This is a genomic window from Streptomyces sp. NPDC005648, from assembly GCF_040605395.1.
Lineage (GTDB): Bacteria > Actinomycetota > Actinomycetes > Streptomycetales > Streptomycetaceae > Streptomyces.
In genome coordinates this window covers 1-16,700 of the sequence record NZ_JBEXCS010000084.1, presented here as the reverse complement: position 1 = coordinate 16,700, position 16,700 = coordinate 1, and the positions used below count along the sequence as shown (strand labels likewise).

17 protein-coding genes and 1 pseudogene are annotated in these 16,700 nt (G+C 68.8%); 13 read left to right on the top strand and 5 right to left on the bottom strand.

What is annotated here, in order from left to right; translation table 11 throughout:
* The first annotated feature begins 49 nt into the window (after positions 1-49).
* From ABZT17_RS34885 to ABZT17_RS34865, 5 genes are read left to right on the top strand one after another with little or no spacing between them, the layout of a single operon-like run.
* Positions 50-289: a hypothetical protein gene (locus tag ABZT17_RS34885; protein ID WP_356355021.1), complete on the top strand. Its 240-nt coding sequence runs from the start codon at positions 50-52 to the stop codon at positions 287-289.
* A complete protein-coding gene (locus ABZT17_RS34880) occupies positions 289-513 on the top strand; it encodes a hypothetical protein (protein WP_356355019.1) in 225 nt (74 codons plus the stop codon). The genes ABZT17_RS34885 and ABZT17_RS34880 overlap by 1 nt, the downstream gene beginning before the upstream one ends.
* Positions 510-1,454, top strand: a complete 945-nt coding sequence (locus ABZT17_RS34875) for a glycoside hydrolase family 25 protein (protein WP_356355018.1) — start codon at positions 510-512, stop codon at positions 1,452-1,454. Before ABZT17_RS34880 ends, ABZT17_RS34875 begins: the two co-directional genes overlap by 4 nt.
* Before the next feature lie 3 nt (positions 1,455-1,457).
* Complete coding sequence (locus ABZT17_RS34870; RefSeq protein ID WP_356355016.1) at positions 1,458-1,643, top strand: hypothetical protein; 186 nt, start codon at positions 1,458-1,460, stop codon at positions 1,641-1,643.
* Complete coding sequence (locus ABZT17_RS34865; RefSeq protein WP_356355014.1) at positions 1,640-1,957, top strand: hypothetical protein; 318 nt, start codon at positions 1,640-1,642, stop codon at positions 1,955-1,957. The genes ABZT17_RS34870 and ABZT17_RS34865 overlap by 4 nt, the downstream gene beginning before the upstream one ends.
* 104 nt (positions 1,958-2,061) lie before the next feature.
* Here the strand turns inward: ABZT17_RS34865 and ABZT17_RS34860 are convergent, their stop codons facing one another.
* Positions 2,062-2,610 (bottom strand): flavoprotein, encoded by a 549-nt coding sequence (locus tag ABZT17_RS34860; protein ID WP_356355013.1) that lies wholly within the window; start codon positions 2,608-2,610, stop codon positions 2,062-2,064.
* Between the two features lie 89 nt (positions 2,611-2,699).
* Between ABZT17_RS34860 and ABZT17_RS34855 the strand changes: the two genes are divergently transcribed.
* The 4 genes from ABZT17_RS34855 to ABZT17_RS34840 all read left to right on the top strand — a co-directional run bounded on the left by ABZT17_RS34855 (position 2,700) and on the right by ABZT17_RS34840 (position 6,984).
* Positions 2,700-3,890 (top strand): helix-turn-helix domain-containing protein, encoded by a 1,191-nt coding sequence (locus ABZT17_RS34855; RefSeq protein WP_356355010.1) that lies wholly within the window; start codon positions 2,700-2,702, stop codon positions 3,888-3,890.
* 427 nt (positions 3,891-4,317) lie between these two features.
* Positions 4,318-4,800 carry a DUF6415 family natural product biosynthesis protein gene (locus ABZT17_RS34850; protein ID WP_356355008.1) on the top strand — a complete coding sequence of 161 codons (483 nt, stop codon included), beginning with the start codon at positions 4,318-4,320 and terminating at the stop codon, positions 4,798-4,800.
* Positions 4,801-4,945: 145 nt separating this feature from the next.
* Positions 4,946-5,854: a radical SAM/SPASM domain-containing protein gene (locus tag ABZT17_RS34845; protein WP_356355006.1), complete on the top strand. Its 909-nt coding sequence runs from the start codon at positions 4,946-4,948 to the stop codon at positions 5,852-5,854.
* Positions 5,851-6,984, top strand: coding sequence for a methyltransferase domain-containing protein (locus tag ABZT17_RS34840; RefSeq protein ID WP_356355005.1), 1,134 nt, complete (start codon positions 5,851-5,853; stop codon positions 6,982-6,984). Before ABZT17_RS34845 ends, ABZT17_RS34840 begins: the two co-directional genes overlap by 4 nt.
* 67 nt (positions 6,985-7,051) lie before the next feature.
* On the opposite strand, the gene ABZT17_RS34835 is transcribed toward ABZT17_RS34840, so the two are convergent.
* Complete coding sequence (locus ABZT17_RS34835) at positions 7,052-7,282, bottom strand: helix-turn-helix transcriptional regulator (RefSeq protein ID WP_356355003.1); 231 nt, start codon at positions 7,280-7,282, stop codon at positions 7,052-7,054.
* Positions 7,283-7,665: 383 nt separating this feature from the next.
* Here ABZT17_RS34835 and ABZT17_RS34830 point away from each other — a divergent pair.
* Together ABZT17_RS34830 and ABZT17_RS34825 are read left to right on the top strand one after the other, a co-directional pair.
* Positions 7,666-7,875, top strand: a pseudogene (locus tag ABZT17_RS34830) (M15 family metallopeptidase); the annotation flags it as partial.
* Between the two features lie 47 nt (positions 7,876-7,922).
* Complete coding sequence (locus tag ABZT17_RS34825) at positions 7,923-8,459, top strand: NUDIX domain-containing protein (RefSeq protein ID WP_356355002.1); 537 nt, start codon at positions 7,923-7,925, stop codon at positions 8,457-8,459.
* 2 nt (positions 8,460-8,461) lie between these two features.
* Here the strand turns inward: ABZT17_RS34825 and ABZT17_RS34820 are convergent, their stop codons facing one another.
* Positions 8,462-10,828 carry a TIM-barrel domain-containing protein gene (locus ABZT17_RS34820; RefSeq protein ID WP_356355000.1) on the bottom strand — a complete coding sequence of 789 codons (2,367 nt, stop codon included), beginning with the start codon at positions 10,826-10,828 and terminating at the stop codon, positions 8,462-8,464.
* A gap of 212 nt (positions 10,829-11,040) precedes the next feature.
* On the opposite strand from ABZT17_RS34820, the gene ABZT17_RS34815 reads away from it, so the two are divergent.
* A complete protein-coding gene (locus ABZT17_RS34815; RefSeq protein WP_356354998.1) occupies positions 11,041-13,008 on the top strand; it encodes an acetoacetate--CoA ligase in 1,968 nt (655 codons plus the stop codon).
* 103 nt (positions 13,009-13,111) lie between these two features.
* Positions 13,112-14,005: a hypothetical protein gene (locus ABZT17_RS34810; RefSeq protein WP_356354996.1), complete on the top strand. Its 894-nt coding sequence runs from the start codon at positions 13,112-13,114 to the stop codon at positions 14,003-14,005.
* Between the two features lie 79 nt (positions 14,006-14,084).
* Here the strand turns inward: ABZT17_RS34810 and ptsP are convergent, their stop codons facing one another.
* Both ptsP and ABZT17_RS34800 read right to left on the bottom strand, forming a co-directional pair.
* Complete coding sequence (gene ptsP, locus ABZT17_RS34805; RefSeq protein WP_356354994.1) at positions 14,085-15,755, bottom strand: phosphoenolpyruvate--protein phosphotransferase; 1,671 nt, start codon at positions 15,753-15,755, stop codon at positions 14,085-14,087.
* Between the two features lie 78 nt (positions 15,756-15,833).
* Complete coding sequence (locus ABZT17_RS34800; RefSeq protein ID WP_356354992.1) at positions 15,834-16,283, bottom strand: PTS glucose transporter subunit IIA; 450 nt, start codon at positions 16,281-16,283, stop codon at positions 15,834-15,836.
* Positions 16,284-16,700 lie beyond the last annotated feature (417 nt).

Below are 16,700 nucleotides of genomic sequence, written 5' to 3'. Positions count from 1 at the left end.
GCAGTGCGGCTCAACGGCAACTCCGGCAGACGCCGACGACACGGCCACCGTGACGCTGACCAAGCACGAGCTGAGGATCATCGGCATCTGGGCGAGCAACTACGCCGAGGGCATCAAGAACAGCCCCGGCTGCGAGGACTCGCCCAAGGTCGTCTACGGGATCCTCGACCACCTCGGCACACAGACCGACGTGGCCCTGTCCATGCGGCAGGAGATGGCTGACGTACGGGCCGCCTTCCCCGACTCGAAGGTCACGGTCTACCGAAACGGCGAGGAGACCGATCTCTGATGACCCGACATGACCCCAGCGAACTCGCCCGAGACGCCTACGCCGCATACGGCGGCTCGACTGGCGGCAAGAACCACCGTGGAGAGCCCATGCCGGCCTGGGAGGACCTAGGTCCTTCCATCCAGACCGCCTGGGAGGTCGCCGCGGAGGCCATCGCCCGCAAGGTCCTCGGGCTCGGCTCCCGCAGAAATCGGCCACGCCAGCGGAAGGAGACCCAGGGATGATGATCAAGGGCATCGACGTCTCCAACTTCCAGAGCGAGACGTACGACCTGACCGACGTCGACTTCGTCATCGTCAAGGCCACCCAGTCGACGAACTACACCAACCCCCGGCACGCCGCCCAGGTCACCCGCGCCCGCACCAACGCGCGCGTCGTCGGCCATTACCACTTCCTCGTCGCCGGGAACATCCAGGCGCAGGCCGAGTACTTCGTGCAGCACGCCGCGCCGAAGGCCGGCGACATCCTCGCCTGCGACTGGGAGACCAACCCGGCCACCAAGACCTTCCCGAGCAACGCGGAGAAGGACCGTTTCATCAAGGCCGTCAAGGTGCTCTGCCCGAACAACAAGGTGCTGCTCTACACGGGCCAGCAGTTCTGGCTGACCAAGGACACCACCTCGTACGTCGGAGACGGCCTGTGGATCGCCCAGTACAACGGCAAGCCCGGGAAGCCGGACATCACCGCGAAGTGGCTGATCCACCAGTACACATCCACCCCGCTGGACACCAACGTGGCCGCGTTCGCGAGCCGCGCCGAGATGGCCGCCTGGGCGGCAGGAGAGGACACCGACGTGGCCCTGACCGACGACGACGTGCAGAAGGTCGCGAACGCCGTGGTGGCGAAGCTCATTGCGGGAGACGGCGTCCTCGAGAACAGCGACCTGGACCGCATCTGGGGTGACGACGTCATCCCGGCCGCCCGGCCTCCGTACAACAACGCGGACTACTACAAGCCCGACGGCAAGACCCTCGACAACACCACCTGGACCGCCGCGTACACGCAGCAAACCCAGGTCGAGGGCATCCGTGAGACCCTCACCCGCGTCAAGGCCCTCCAGACGGCGCTCGCCGCACTCGACCCGGCCGCCCTGGAGGCCGCTCTCCTGGCCAAGCTCCAGGGCCTCCAGGTCGAAGTCACCGTCACCAAGCCGCAGGAGGCCTGACCGATGAAACTGCCCACCTACGCCAAGGCCCTCGCCGGCGCCGTTGCGGCCGGCGCTGGAACTCTGGCCACCGCCCTGAGCGACGGGACCGTGACGGGCACCGAAGGCGTCACCATCGGACTGGCCGTGCTCGGCGCCCTCGGCATCGTCTGGCGGGTGCCGAACGGGGAGACCAAGGACTCGTCGTGACCGCGGCCCCGGACCCGACCACGAACGTCGCCGTCGAGCTAGCGCAGCTACGAGGGGAGATCAACACGGGTCTGGAGAACATCAAGGGGACCCTCGGCATCCTCGTCGAGCGCACCTCCCGCACAGACGCCGATGTCCGCCAGCTCCGCATCGACATGGAGGCGGAACTTCAGAAGATCCGTGAGGACGAGCTGAAGCCGCTCCGGGCCGAAGTGGAATCCCTGAAGCAGGGGCGTTGGCCGCTCGCGCAGATAGGGGCACTCGTCGGGCTCGGCGGCGTGGTTGCCGCGGTCGTCTCACTCTTCGGCCACTGAGCGGTGACCAACCTCTACTGATGTCCACAGATCGTCTACTGATCCCCGCCGCCTCAGGGCGGCGGGGACTTCTTCATGCCCGCACGCCCGACGCGCTCCTGCCCTCAACAACGGAGCAGGTCTTCAGCAGCATCCAGAACGAGCCCCCACGGGTACGCGTTCGGCTTCCCTTGGCCCGGCTCGTTGGGCACGAAGCCCCCTCCGCCATACAGCACCCGGACGCCCATCTCACGCAGCTCGGAGACGCTCCACTCGAAGCGTCGGTGCTGCACGTACGCGGCATTCACACACGGCATGGCCACCATCGGGATTTGCTTGCCGATGCCCTCGGCAACGACCCCCACCACGAATTCCCGGGTGATCCCGAGCGCCCACGCGTTGACCGTGTTGAAGGTGGCCGGCGCGACGGCGATCACGTCCGCCTTCGGCCACACATCCGGCTCGCCCGGCATCTTGTACTCGCTACGCACCGGATGGCCGGTCAGCACTTCAAGCTCCGACAATTGCGGTTCGAGCCACCGTGCCGCGGTCGGTGTCAGACCCAGACACACGTCGAAGCCCCTGCCCTGCGCGTCCTGAATCACCTTGTCGACATCGAAGACGGGTGGCGCGGCCGAACCGAACAGGTAGAGCACACGATCAGTTGTCGTCATGGTCCTATCCGACCACATGCAACCGCCCCCGCTCTCAAGAGAGTCGGGGGCGGGTACTGTTCCAAGTGGCTGCTTAGAACGGAGACAGTATGCCCACACCGGACGACAACCGCACGGGCGCACGCATCAAGGAACAGCGCAAACTGGCCAGGCTCACTCAACGTGAACTGGCTGACAGGATCCCGTACTCCTACGCGCTGCTCAACTCGGTGGAATGCGGCCTGAGGCCGGCCACGTCAGACTTCGTGGCCGCATGCGCCAAGGCCCTCAACGTCGACGTCACCGTGCTCACAGGCCAGCCGTACGTGAGCGAATTGCAGCGAGATCGCCTCGCCGAACTCGTCCGCCCGATCCGTGAGGCTCTGGACCTCTACGACCTCGGACCCAACCCGGATCTGAGCACAAGGCCAGCGCACCAGCTGATCGCCGGAGCGGACCACCTTTGTGAGCTGGTGCGCGCCACACACCTCCGTAACGCTGCCCGCGACCTTCCGGGCATCATCGCCGAGCTCACGCACACAGCTTGGGCGACGCCCTCGACAGAGCTGTGGCAGGCCCTGGCATCGACGTATCGCACCGCGCACGACATCACCGTGAAACTGGGCTACTACGATCTCTCTGCGGTTGCTCTGGACAGAATGGACTGGGCCGCGCAGCGAGCCTCTGATCCGTGTCTCGCGGCCGTGCGCCAGTACATGCGGGCCTTGGTGTACTTCCGTGAGGGGGAGTACCGGATCGGGCAGAGACTCGTCGCCTCCGGGCAGAGTGTGGTCGGCCAGTCCGACCAGACGCGCGAGGCGCTGGCTGTGTCTGGCCAGCTACACCTGGGCGCGTCGGTGATCTGCGCGCGAGCCGAAGACGCGACCGCTGTGAAGTCCCACATCGGAGAGGCACGCCGGATCGCGAAGGAGATCGGTGACGCTTCCGAGATCCACTGGCTCAGTTTCGGCCCGACGAACGTGGACCTGCACGAGATGTCCGCTGCCGTCGAGATGCACCAGTACGACGACGCACTGAAGAAGGCCAAGAAGATCATCAAGGCGCTACCTTCCAAGCTGGCGACCTCGCGCCGGGCTCACTTCTTCATCGACCAGGCGCGCACCGAGATGGAGACGGGGCACACGGATGCGGCGCTGACGTCGCTTGTCGAAGCGCGACGCCTGGCGCCGGAGCAGACGCGGTATCACCCGGGCGCTCGCGAGACGATCAGCGGCCTGGTCCACCTATCCCGTCGCACGCCGGACACGCTCAACCACATGGCGGCCTGGGTCGGCCTGTAGGTAACGCCTACAACACCTACAGATCTGTAGGCATTCGGCCCTTCTCTCAGCGTCACGCTGTACCTACACCTGGTCAACGACCGGCGGGAGGCAGCGTGAACGCTCATCGAGCACTTCTCTGGATCACGCCGCGCCGCCTTGTCCCTTCCAAGGTGAAGCCCGGCGACCGCGCGAACGGTCCCGGGTGTGGTCCACGCTCGAAGCTGAGAGGGAGCGCCGACATGACGAACGTTACCGCCCCGCCCCGAGAGCGCACACGGGGCGCGAAGATGACCATCAGGGTGTACACGGTGCGCGCTGACGGAACGACCACCGAACCCGGCGCGACCCTGAACGTCGCGCACGGACAGCAGCCGCCCTTGGAGGGCATCGGCACCCAACTGCCCCCGTGTGCGTGCCCCACGCACCGCCAGACGGGGGCTGCTCGATGATGACCAGCGAACAGCGCGCGACCATCGACACCGGGGCCATGCGCGCGGCTGCAACCGAGTACGTGACCCTGAACGTTCTCCCTCGCTACGAGGCCATCAAGCGACACAGTCTGGACTTCAGCCGCGACCTGTGGGCCCTCATCCCGGAGATCGAACGCAGCCACGCAGACGCCCCCGACGAGATCATTTCTCAGGTGGCCATGGCCGGTGTCGAGGAGGCACGCAGGCGCCTCACACTGATCGAACGCGCTGGACTGATGGGCGAGCACGAACGCGTGAAGAAGCTCGCCCGCTCCGTGCTCGCCTTGTGTGACCACCTCGAGAACCTCACCGGGATCACCATCTGTCTGGCCTGCGACCAACGGATCAAGCCGGGCCAGGACGATCTTCCCTATGGCAAGATCAGCCCGTCTGGCGCGGCCGCATCCTCCGGGCGCATCCACGCTGCCTGTGTCAACCGGTCGCGTCCCGCTCGCTGACCGATACCACTGTGCCCCGGTGACCAGGGGCCGCGCGGCGACCACCGGGTCAGGGTCGCACCGCTATACGCCCGTCCCGTCGAGGTCCCGGAAGGACTCGGCGGGGCGGGTCCTCATGCCGCAGACCTCAAAGCAGGAGATCCTGATGACGACGGCCTTACCGCTGCACACCTCGAAATCGTCCGCGACCGGCATCCAGTCTGTCGAGCTGGAGGTCACCGGCCGCTGCCAGCTGCAATGCAGCCACTGCTGTACCAGCTCCGGACCGACCGCATCCGCCGGCGCGATGACCCCGCAGGACTGGCGCTCCGTGATCACGGACATCGCGGCACTGGGCATCCCCGCAGTTCAGTTCATCGGCGGAGAACCCACGCTGACCCCGTACCTGACGCAGTACATCGACCACGCCCTCACGCTGAATCTGAAGGTCGAGGTCTACTCCAACCTCGCCCATGTCCGTCCCGGACTGTGGTCCGCCTTCCAGAAGGCCGGCGTGTGCCTGGCCACCAGCTACTACAGCGACCAGGCCACCCAGCACGAGCAGATCACCAAGGGGCCCGGCAGTTACCGGCGCACCCGGGACAACATCGCCGAGGCCGTGCGCCTCGGCATTCCCCTGCGCGTGGGCATCGTGGAGGTCCTCGAAGGCCAGCGCATCGCCCAGGCCCAGGAGGAACTGCGTCAGCTCGGCGTGACCAGCATCAAGGTGGACCGGACGCGCAAGGTGGGGCGTGCCGCCGACCCCGGAACCTCTATCCCGAGTACCTCAGAGCTGTGCGGAAACTGCTTCCGCTACCGCGTCTCCGTCGACCCGGATGGTGCCGTGTCGGGCTGCATCCTGTCGCGGTTCCTCGTCGCCGGGAACGTCCGTGAGCAGCCTCTCGCCGCCATCCTGGGCAGCGACCGCTGGCAGCATCTGACCGACGCCGTCCCCGCGCCGCGCGCTGCGTGCACGCCGGACGACTCCGGCGACTGCGACCCCGCGAGTACTGAGGCGTGCGATCCTGCCTACTACGCCCCGCCGCCCGCGCTGAGTCTCGGAGTGACCGCGTGAACTGGGAACCCCACGCCGCGAAGCTGGCCGACCGTGTCACCCACCGGTCGTCCCGGTGGCGCAGGCTGGTGGCTGGTACACCGCGACACATCTTCATCCCGCAGTGGTGGGAAGCCGGGTCTGGCCGGTGGGTCCTGTGCGAACCGCTCAACGAACAGGTGTGGTTCGCTGCCGCGTACGACGACCGGTCGCTCATCACTCGCGTCGGAGATCTGCACGCGGATCGGGCCAAGCCCGACGACAACCCCATCGGCCGGCCTACTTCATCGGCCACGCTGCCCAGCCTCGTCGTGCAGATGTTCCAGCATGCGCGCATCGACGACGGCGACGAACTCCTCGACGTCGGCACCGGCAGCGGGTACGGGACGGCACTGGCTGCGTCCCGGCTCGGGGGCGGAGCCGTCACGAGCGTCGACGTCGACCCATACCTCGTGGAAGCCGCCCGCGAGCGCCTGGCGCTGATCGGCCTCGAACCCGCCGTGCACACCGTCGACGCGACCGGACCCCTCCCGGCCCGCGCGGGGCAGTTCGACAGGATCGTCGCCACTGTCGCCGTCCGTACGGTCCCCGAAAGCTGGCTGACGGCACTGTGTGTCGGCGGAAGGCTGGTCACCACCATCGCCGGGACGTCCCTCATCGTCACCGCAGAGAAGGGGGAGGACGGCAGTGCCAGAGGCCGTGTCGAGTGGAGCCGAGCGGGCTTCATGCACGCCCGGCACGGAGACGACTACGCGCCCGGCGCGTCCAGCCTGCTCGCCGCCGCCCACGACATGGAGGGCGAAGACATCACCATCAGCCCGTACCCAGTCGTTGACGTGGCCAACGCGTGGGATCTCGACTCGATGCTCGCGATCACTACTCCGGGAATCGAACATGCGTACCAGGATCCTGACGGGCGACGGATCGCAGTTATGGCGCACCCGGATGGGTCATGGGCCCGCGCCAGCTCCGATGGCGACGGTCCGACGCTCGTCCACCAGGGCGGTCCCAGCCGGCTCTGGGACTGCCTCGATGAGATCCGTTCCTACTGGCTCCAGCACGGAGAACTACCGGTGCGTGGCGCAAGGGTCCTGATCCGCCCCGATGGAGAGACCAGGCTCGCACGAGGGCGATGGCGCGCGTCCCTCTGATGCAGTTCCCCCTAGACGGCCCCGCCTGTCTGCCTCCCCCCGTGGCGGATGGGCGGGGTCTTGGGCATCACTCACCGAGCGCGGAAATCTCTCGGTTGAGAGCCGCGGCGATCCTGAGCAGATGGCCGTAGCGGGGATCGGATTCGCCGGCCTCGATGCGCTGGAGAGTGCGCCGATCGATGCTGGTGATCTCCGCGAACTGTTCCTGAGTGTGGCCCGCGTCGGTGCGCAGGTCGCGGATGCGGGCGCCCAACTCGCGACGTCGGTCGATGATCCATTTCGGGTTGTCGCGAGGCACTCGACAAAATTGGACGCAGCGTGTTCACATGTCAGCGTCAGCCGTGACGCTTTTTCTGATGTGTAGTCAGGTATTTCGCGGCGGCCACTCCGAAAGCAGCCGCCCCGCCAAGGTTCCGGAAGACCGCGGTGGGGCGGCTTTCGGCCATCCAGAAGGTTCGCCTGTGAACGGATTCGCACGGGGTGTACTCGACCTTCCTTGGAATATGCCGCGCGCACGGTACTGAAGCGGCGCTTCCGGGAGAAGGGTGGACCGCGTTCCACCAGCCCCGCCGCGCGCCGAGGACCGGAAGCCTCGGCCCGGCGGGGCTCCATTTCATCTACGGCGGCGCTGAGACCTGCGGCTTTGGCGGAGTTCTACGTATTGGTGTTTCCTTACAGTCGAACTGCTTCGACACCCTCGCGCACACCCTCGACCCGCGCATCCAGGGACAACAGCGCGCCAACCGGCTGCTGCTCAAGAGCACCCTGGAGGGGCTGGGGTTCGTGAACCTCGCCGAGGAGTGGTGGCACTACACGTACAAGCCGGAGCCCTACCCGGACACCTACTTCGACTTCCCCGTGTCCTGGAAATCGCTCAGCGGCGGCCATTGAGCCGCCCCCGGCAGACGTCCTCCCCGTGATCGGATACATTCCGCTTCGTGTCCGAAAACCTAGCCTCCACCCCCAACTCCGCGCCCGACTCACACTGTTCGAGCTGCGGAGCGCCCTACGGAGAGGGCGTCTCCGGCTGGCCGCGCACCTGTCCGGCCTGCCACCACGTGGCCTACCGCAATCCGCTCCCGGTGGCGGTCGCGCTCCAGCCGGTGTACGACACCAAGGGCACGGCCCTGGTCGTCGTCACCCGAACCATCGCTCCCGCGCGCGGGGGGATCGCGCTGCCCGGCGGTTACCTCGACGACCGCGAGGACTGGCGGCAGGCCGTCGTCCGCGAGCTCAAGGAAGAGACCGGCATCGACGCGGCGAGCCGCGATGTACGGCTCGTCGACGCCATGAGCTCTCCCGACGGGCACCTCCTGCTGTTCGGGCTCCTTCCGGAACGCCCGGCCGAGGGCCTGCCGCAGTCCGCCGCCACGGACGAGACGGAGGGCTGGGACCTCCTGCGCAGACCCGAGGAACTGGCCTTCCCCCTCCACACCCTGGCCGTACGCGCGTGGTTCGAGGGCCGCTACATCTGAACTCAGCCCTCCCCGAGCCCCCGCACACGCACCGGGTAGGGCGGCTCGACCGGGCCGCCCTCACCCTCCCGCTCCACCACCAGCCTCCGCCCCCTCCAACGGGCGACGTACCGCTCGAGTTCCGGCTCGTCCCAGCCGTCGCCCCCGTCCGGCACCACCAGTCCGCCCCCGGAGCGGCCCCGGGCAGGAGCCCACACCTCCAGCTCCACCCCTCCGTCGTCGCCGCGCACGGGCAGTACGGCACCCGCGCGCGCGAGCACCGGAATCCGCGACAAGGGGGCATCCACGAGGACCTGGGCCGGGCCCTCGTAGACCTGCTCCGTGACCGTGTCGTACCAGCGTCCGCGCGGCAGCTGCACCGCCCGCCGGTCCGCACCAGGATCGAGCACCGGCGCCACCAGCAGGCAGTCGCCGAGCAGGAAGGCGTCCTCGCAGTCACGCAGGGCACGATCCTCGGGCGCGCCCCACCACAGCGGACGCACATAGGGCGCACCCGTACGCCGGGCCAGATGCGCCAGCGTCACGAAGTACGGCAGCAGCCGTCTGCGCTCGACGAGCGCCACGCGCGCGTGCTCCAGCACCTCGGCGCCGAACTCCCAGGGTTCCCGGCGGCCCGCCCGCAGGCTCGCGTGCGTCCGGAACAGCGGCAGATACGCGCCCAGCTGGAACCAGCGCAGATACAGCTCGGGCGACGGACTCCCGTCGAAGCCGCCCACGTCCGGACCGGAGTACGGCACCCCGCACAGTCCGAGCCCCATGACCAGTGACAGCGAAGCCTTCAGCCCCGGCCAGCCGGTGGCCACATCGCCGGACCAGGTCCCCCCGTAGCGTTGCATGCCGGCCCAGCCGGAGCGCGAGAAGACGAACGGCCGCTCCTTGGGCGCCAGCTCGCGCAGTCCCTCGTAGCCCGCCTGGGCCATGCACAGGGCGTAGACGTTGTGCGCCTCGCGATGATCCCCTCCGCGGCCCTCCAGGGCGTGCCGGGCCGAGCGCGGCAGCGTCGACTCCCCGAAGGCGGTGAACGAGGTGGGTTCGTTCATGTCGTGCCAGAAACCCGAGAACCCCTGGGCGAGCCGCTCCTCGTAGAGCCGTCCCCACCACGCGCGCACGCGCGCGTGCGTGAAGTCCGGGAAAACCGCCTCTCCGGGCCACACCACCCCGCGCACCAGCCGTCCTGAAGCGTCCCGTACGAACGCGTCCCGGCCGGTCCCGCTGTCGTACACCGCGTTGCCCTCGGCGGCCTTCACCGCCGGGTCGACGATCGACACCAGCCGGATCCCGTCCCGCCGCAACTCCTCCGCCAGCACCGGCAGCTTGGGGAAGCGCTCCTGGTCGACGGTGAACACCTGGTGCTCGTCGTAGTGGTCGATGTCGAGATGGACCGCGTCGAGCGGCAGCTCCCGCTCCTGGTAGCCCGCGACGATCCGGCGCACCTCCTGCTCACTGCCGAAGCCCCAGCGCGCGTGGTGGTGGCCCAGTGCCCAGGCGGGCGGCAGCGCCGGCGCCCCCGTCAGCGACGCCCAGGCGAGCAGCACGCGCGCGGGGGTGCCCACCATCACCCAGCAGCGCAGTGGCCCGCCGTCCACCCGGAGCTCACTCGTCCCCGCCCGGTCGTGCCCCGAACCGGCCCCTTCCTCACCCTCCCGCAGCGTCACCGTGCCGTCCCAGGAGGTGTCGTGGAACACCAGATGCGTAGCAGCGTCGGCCACCACCAGCTGCACCGGCATGGTGATGTACAGCGGATCGTCGCCGGGAGCGAACGAACCGCCCGGATCGGTGTTCCACAAGCGGTACGTCCCCTCGCGCAGCCGCGGGCCCGCCGCCCGCCCGCCCAGCCCGAAGAACCGCGCGTCGGCGGCCACCTCCGAGCGCTGCATCCACCGCGCGTCCCCACCCCCGACCGGCTCCCACCACCGGGGCGGCAGATCCCGGCGCAGGACCACACCACCGGGCGTCTGCACCTCGACCGCGCCATGCCGCGAGACGGTCACCGTCACGCGCTCGGCCACGACCCGCCAGCCGCCGTCCTTGTCCGGCTCCAGGACCGCGCGGGGATCCGGTTCGGGGCAGCGGCCCGCGAGCGCGTACGACGGCTCGGGAGCGGCCCCGTCCCAGCCCCAGAAGACCGCCCCGTTGACAGCGACCAGGACGCGCAGCTCCGAGCGGCTGAACCGGACCACACCGCCGCCCGGACCCGGCTCCACCTCCTGCACCGGACCGGGCACCCGCGCGCGCTCCGCACCACGCGGCGGCAGGGCCCCCGCGTCCGCGCGCCTCCTGCGCCATGCCGCCCGCACGGTACGCAACCTCTGGGCCGCCCCCACAGAACCGACCACCCTCATCGAACGCACCAGGTCACGACCGTCCATGCTGCTCACCCTGCCATTTGCCGCCCCACGCGCGCGTGTCGTTCAACTTCCGTTCACCCGTGCTGGGACCACATCTTCACGACGAGGACTATGTGGGGCGCGCCCTGGTGTAGAAGTCGATCACATGGCATCGTCCGTGTCAGCCGCGTCACGCGCACACCCAGCACGTGCGCGACCGACGCACACGACGCGCACAGTCCGGGAGCCGCCCCATGTCGACCGTGAACCCCCAGCCGCTCTGGCAGCCAGATCCGGAACGTATCGCACAGGCTCAGGTCACGAAGTTCCAGGCCTGGGCGGCCCAGCACCACGGCGCCCCCGCCGAGGGCGGCTACGCGGCACTGCACCGCTGGTCCGTCGACGAGCTGGACACCTTCTGGAAAGCCGTCACGGAGTGGTTCGACGTACGCTTCTCGACGCCCTACGCGCGCGTACTCGGCGACCGCTCGATGCCGGGGGCGCAGTGGTTCCCCGGCGCGACCCTGAACTACGCCGAGCACGCCCTGCGCGCCGCCGCCACCCGCGCGGACGAACCGGCCCTCCTGTATGTCGACGAGACCCACGAACCGCGCCCCGTCACCTGGTCGGAACTCCGCCGCCAGGTCGGCTCCCTGGCCGCCGAACTCCGCGCCCTCGGCGTACGCCCCGGCGACCGCGTCAGCGGCTACCTCCCGAACGTTCCGCAGGCCGTCGTCGCCCTGCTCGCCACGGCCGCCGTCGGTGGCGTCTGGACGTCCTGCGCGCCCGACTTCGGCGCCCGCAGCGTCCTGGACCGCTTCCAGCAGGTCGAACCGGTCGTCCTGTTCACCGTCGACGGATACCGCTACGGCGGCAAGGAGCACGACCGCCGCGAGATCGTCGCCGAACTGCGCCGCGAACTGCCCACGCTGCGCGCCGTCGTACACATCCCGCTCCTCGGCACGGACGCCCCCGAAGGCGCCCTGGAATGGTCCGCCCTCACGGGTGCGGACACCGAGCCCGTCTTCGAGCAGGTCCCCTTCGAGCACCCGCTCTGGGTGCTCTACTCCTCGGGCACCACCGGCCTCCCCAAGGCCATCGTCCAGTCCCAGGGGGGCATCCTGGTCGAGCACCTCAAGCAACTCGGCCTCCACTGCGACCTCGGCCCAGAGGACCGTTTCTTCTGGTACACGTCCACCGGCTGGATGATGTGGAACTTCCTCGTCTCCGGGCTGCTCACCGGGACGACGATCGTGCTCTACGACGGCAGCCCGGGCTACCCGGACACCGGCGCCCAGTGGCGCATCGCCGAACGCACCGGAGCCACCCTCTACGGCACCTCGGCGGCCTACGTCATGGCCTGCCGCAAGGCCGGCGTCCACCCCGCGCGCGACTTCGACCTCTCCGAGGTGAAGTGCGTCGCCACCACCGGATCACCGCTGCCGCCCGACGGATTCCGCTGGCTCCACGACGAGGTCCGCGACGACCTGTGGATCGCCTCCGTCAGCGGCGGCACGGACGTGTGCTCCTGCTTCGCCGGCGCCGTACCGACCCTCCCGGTGTACATCGGCGAACTCCAGGCCCCCGGCCTCGGCACCGATCTGCGGTCCTGGGACCCCAGCGGCAAACCGCTGGTCGACGAGGTGGGCGAGCTGGTCGTCACCAACCCCATGCCATCGATGCCGATCCGCTTCTGGAACGACCCGGACGGCAGCCGCTACCACGACAGCTACTTCGACACCTATCCCGGCGTCTGGCGCCACGGCGACTGGATCACCGTCACTTCCCGTGGTTCGGTCGTCATCCACGGCCGCTCCGACTCGACCCTCAACCGCCAGGGCGTGCGCATGGGCTCGGCGGACATCTACGAAGCCGTCGAACGCCTCCCGGAGATCAAGGAATCCCTGGTCATCGGCATCGAACAGCCCGACGGCGGCTACTGGATGCCCCTCTTCGTCCACCTGGCCCCCGGCGCCACCCTGGACGAGGCCCTCCTCGGCCGCATCAAGCAGACCATCCGCGAGCAGCTCTCCCCACGCCACGTACCGGACGAGATCATCGAGGTCCCCGGCGTCCCGCACACCCTCACCGGCAAGCGCATCGAGGTCCCCGTCAAACGCCTTCTCCAGGGAGCGCCCCTGGAGAAGGCGGTCAACCCGGGCTCCATCGACAACCTCGACCTGCTCCACTTCTACGAGGACCTGGCCCGCAAGCGCGCCTGACGAGTTCCAGCACCGCATGGTCCGTGATCGCCCCGTCCGAGCCGTTGTCAGTGCCGCCGGTTACTGTGAGTGAGCATTGATCGACTGTGCACAGGGGGAAATCATGGCGGACACCGACCACCAGACCATGCGGCGCGTCCTGCGCCGGGAAATCGCCGGAACCATCGGCCTGCTCACCGACGAACACGACTTCCGAGCCATGCGGCGCTACCGCAGCTTCACCTTCGACGACCACCGGACCTATCTGCAACAGGTCGAGGCCGTCCTCAAGACCCGCGCCGCCCAGGGCACCCACACCACAGTGGCCCTCTTCGACCCGCAGGAGTACGCCGAGTTCTGCGCGGAGACAGGCCTCGACCCCGACATCCCGTCCAGCCGCACACGCTTCACCGCCGAACTGGCGACCACGGGCCCGACCGTGGCCTACCAGGGCCAACCCCTGACCGACCTCGTCCCCGTCCTGGTCGACGAAGCGGTCCGACAGGCCACCTGGGAGTACGCCTCCACACTCCTGGCCAGGCTCGGCGCCTGTGCCTCCTGCGGTGAGGACATCGGCCGCGCCGCGTTCACCCGGGCGTCCGGCCTCGTCGTCCGCATCCTCGACACGGCGGGACCGGGCAACCGACACCTCGTCTGCAGTGTCACGGCCACCCCGGAAGCCCTCCTCTCCGTCCTCCACGCGGACGAGGACGAGGAGGGCGCCCTGCGACTCGACGAAGCCGAAGCCCTCGAATTCACCACGGTCCTCGCGCTCGGCATCGCCACCCGGAGCCCGGGCGGCATCGTCATGCGCACCAGCGCTCCCGGGAGCACCGACCGGGTCTACGGCTGGCGCCTGCGCGGTGAGGGTCTGCAACCCCTCACCGCGGGCGAGGTGTTCGACGCCTACTGCACCGACATCGAATCCGGAGACCTGATCTCCCCCGAATCCGACGTCGACTACTGCGTACCGCCAGACCTGGGTGAGGAAGGACAGAACCCCGGCCACCACCACTGAGCACGCGAAAGGGCGCTCCATGCGAAGGGGCGCTCCACCCGCGGGTGGAGCGCCCCTCAAGAAACAGCCGGTCCGGCGACTACTCGCCGGACAGCACCGCCTGAGCCGCGTTGCGCGCCTCCTCGGCACTCTCCGTGGCCCGCGCCGCCGCCGCAGCGCGCTCGCACTGGGCCAGCGTGTACTTGCCGAGCGTCGCCCGGACATAGGGAATCGACGCCGCACCCATCGAAAGGGAGGTGACACCAAGACCGGTCAGCACACACGCGAGCAACGGGTCGGACGCGGCCTCACCACAGACACCACAGCTCTTGCCCTCGGCCTTCGCCGCCTCCGCCGACAGCGCCACCAGGTCGAGCAGCGCGGGCTGCCACGGGTCCTGCAGCCGGGACACCGCACCCACCTGACGGTCGGCGGCGAAGGTGTACTGCGCGAGGTCGTTGGTCCCCAGCGACAGGAACTCGACCTCCTGCAGGATCGACCGGGCCCGCAGCGCGGCCGACGGGATCTCCACCATCGCCCCGAACTTCGCCCGCAGCCCCGCCTCACGGCAGGCATCGGCGAACGCCTTGGCATCGGCACGGTCCGCCACCATCGGCGCCATGACCTCAAGGTAGACCGGCAGACCCTCGGCCGCCTTCGCCAGCGCGGTCAGCTGGGTCCGCAGCACCTCCGGGTGGTCGAGCAGAGTCCGCAGACCGCGCACGCCCAAGGCCGGGTTGGGCTCGTCCGCCGGGGTCAGGAAGTCCAGCGGCTTGTCCGCGCCGGCGTCCAGCACACGTACGACCACACGACCCTTGGGAAACGCCTCCAGCACCTGCCGGTAGGCGCCGATCTGCTTCTCCTCGGACGGGGCGTTCTTGCTGTCGTCAAGGAAAAGGAACTCGGTACGGAACAGACCGACGCCCTCGGCACCGGCCTCCACCGCCGCCGGCACATCCGCAGGACCGCCGACGTTGGCGAGCAGCGGCACCTTGTGCCCGTCGGAGGTGGCACCGGGCCCGGTGGACGCGGAGAGCGCGGCCTTCCGCTCCGCAGCCGCGGTCTCCAGCTGCGCCTTCTTCTCGGCGCTCGGGTTCACGAAGATCTCGCCCGTGCTGCCGTCCACGGCGATCACCGTGCCCTCGGCGAGCTCGCCCGCGCCCGGCAGCGCCACCACGGCCGGAACACCGAGCGCCCGGGCCAGGATCGCGCTGTGGCTGGTCGGCCCACCCTCCTCGGTGACAAAACCGAGCACCAGGGTCGGGTCCAGCAGCGCGGTGTCGGCCGGCGCGAGGTCACGGGCGATGAGGACGTACGGCTCGTCGCTGTCCGGTACACCGGGCATAGGAACTCCGAGCAGCCGGGCGACGATACGATTCCGCACGTCGTCCAGGTCGGCCACCCGACCCGCGAGGTACTCACCGGCACCGGCCAGCAGGGCACGGTACGCGGCGAACGCGTCGTACACGGCCCGTTCCGCAGTGCTCCCGACAGCGATACGGCGCTCCACATCCGCCATCAGCTCGGGGTCCTGGGCCATCATGGCCTGCGCCTCGAGCACCGCCTGGGCCTCGCCCCCCGCCAGATTGCCGCGCGCGATCAGGTCGGCCGCCACCGCCTCCACGGCCTTGCGTGCACGTCCCTGCTCACGCTCGGCGTCCTCTGCCGGGATCTGCTTGGCAGGCGGCTCCAGTACCGCCGTTCCCATGTGCCGAACCTCGCCGATCGCCACACCGTGGCTCACGCCGACGCCTCGCAGCGTTGTCTCCATCTCACCCGTCTCCGATAGTGCGGCGGGTCCCGCCGCCGCTGTGGTTGTCGTACGTGCCGTCATACGACGGCTGTGACGTCACTTCCAGGCGAAGAGACTGTCGCCGGCCTTCACTTCACCGCTGTCACGGAGATCGGAGAGAGCCTCGGCCGAGGCCTCGAGCGCCACGACGGGGCACACTGCGGACTTGCCGGCGGCCTCCACGGCGGCCGGGTTCCAGCGGACCACACTCTGACCACGCGTCACGGTGTCGCCCTTGTTCACCAGCAGCTCGAAACCCTCGCCGTTGAGCTGCACGGTGTCGATACCGAGGTGAATGAGGACGCCGTGACCCTCCTCGTCCACGACCACGAAAGCGTGCGGGTGCAGAGAGACGATCACTCCGTCCACGGGCGAGACCGCCTCGGAAGGCTCACGCACGGGGTCGATCGCGGTGCCCGGGCCGACCATGGCCCCGGAGAAGACCGGGTCAGGCACGGCAGCCAGTCCGATGGCGCGTCCTGCCAGAGGGGACGTCACGGTGGTCATGGGAAGCCTCCCAGAGGTGGAGATTCAGAGCGGAGCCGTCACTGTCCGTCGCGAACGGCGCACTGTGCAGCAGGGTATGTCACCCGAAGTGGCGGTACCGCACGAAACATACCGGCTAGAGGTCTAGACCACCAGCCCAATGGATTTGCTCCGGCTTCCGGGCCCCGTGTACAGTCGTACTCCTGCTTGAGGCCGAGCGACGCGATCGAGCGTCCTTGCTCAGCAGCACCCAAACTTGTCAGATCCTATCCCGGGGTCGTCTTCTGCATGCCTGCAGGAGGGTGGTCAGGGAGACGGAAAAACACTGATAGAGTTTGGAACGCCGAAGGGAAGCGCCCGGAGGAAAGCCCGAGAGGGTGAGTACAAAGGAAGCGACCGTTCCTTGAGAACTCAACAGCGTGCCAAAAATCAACGCCA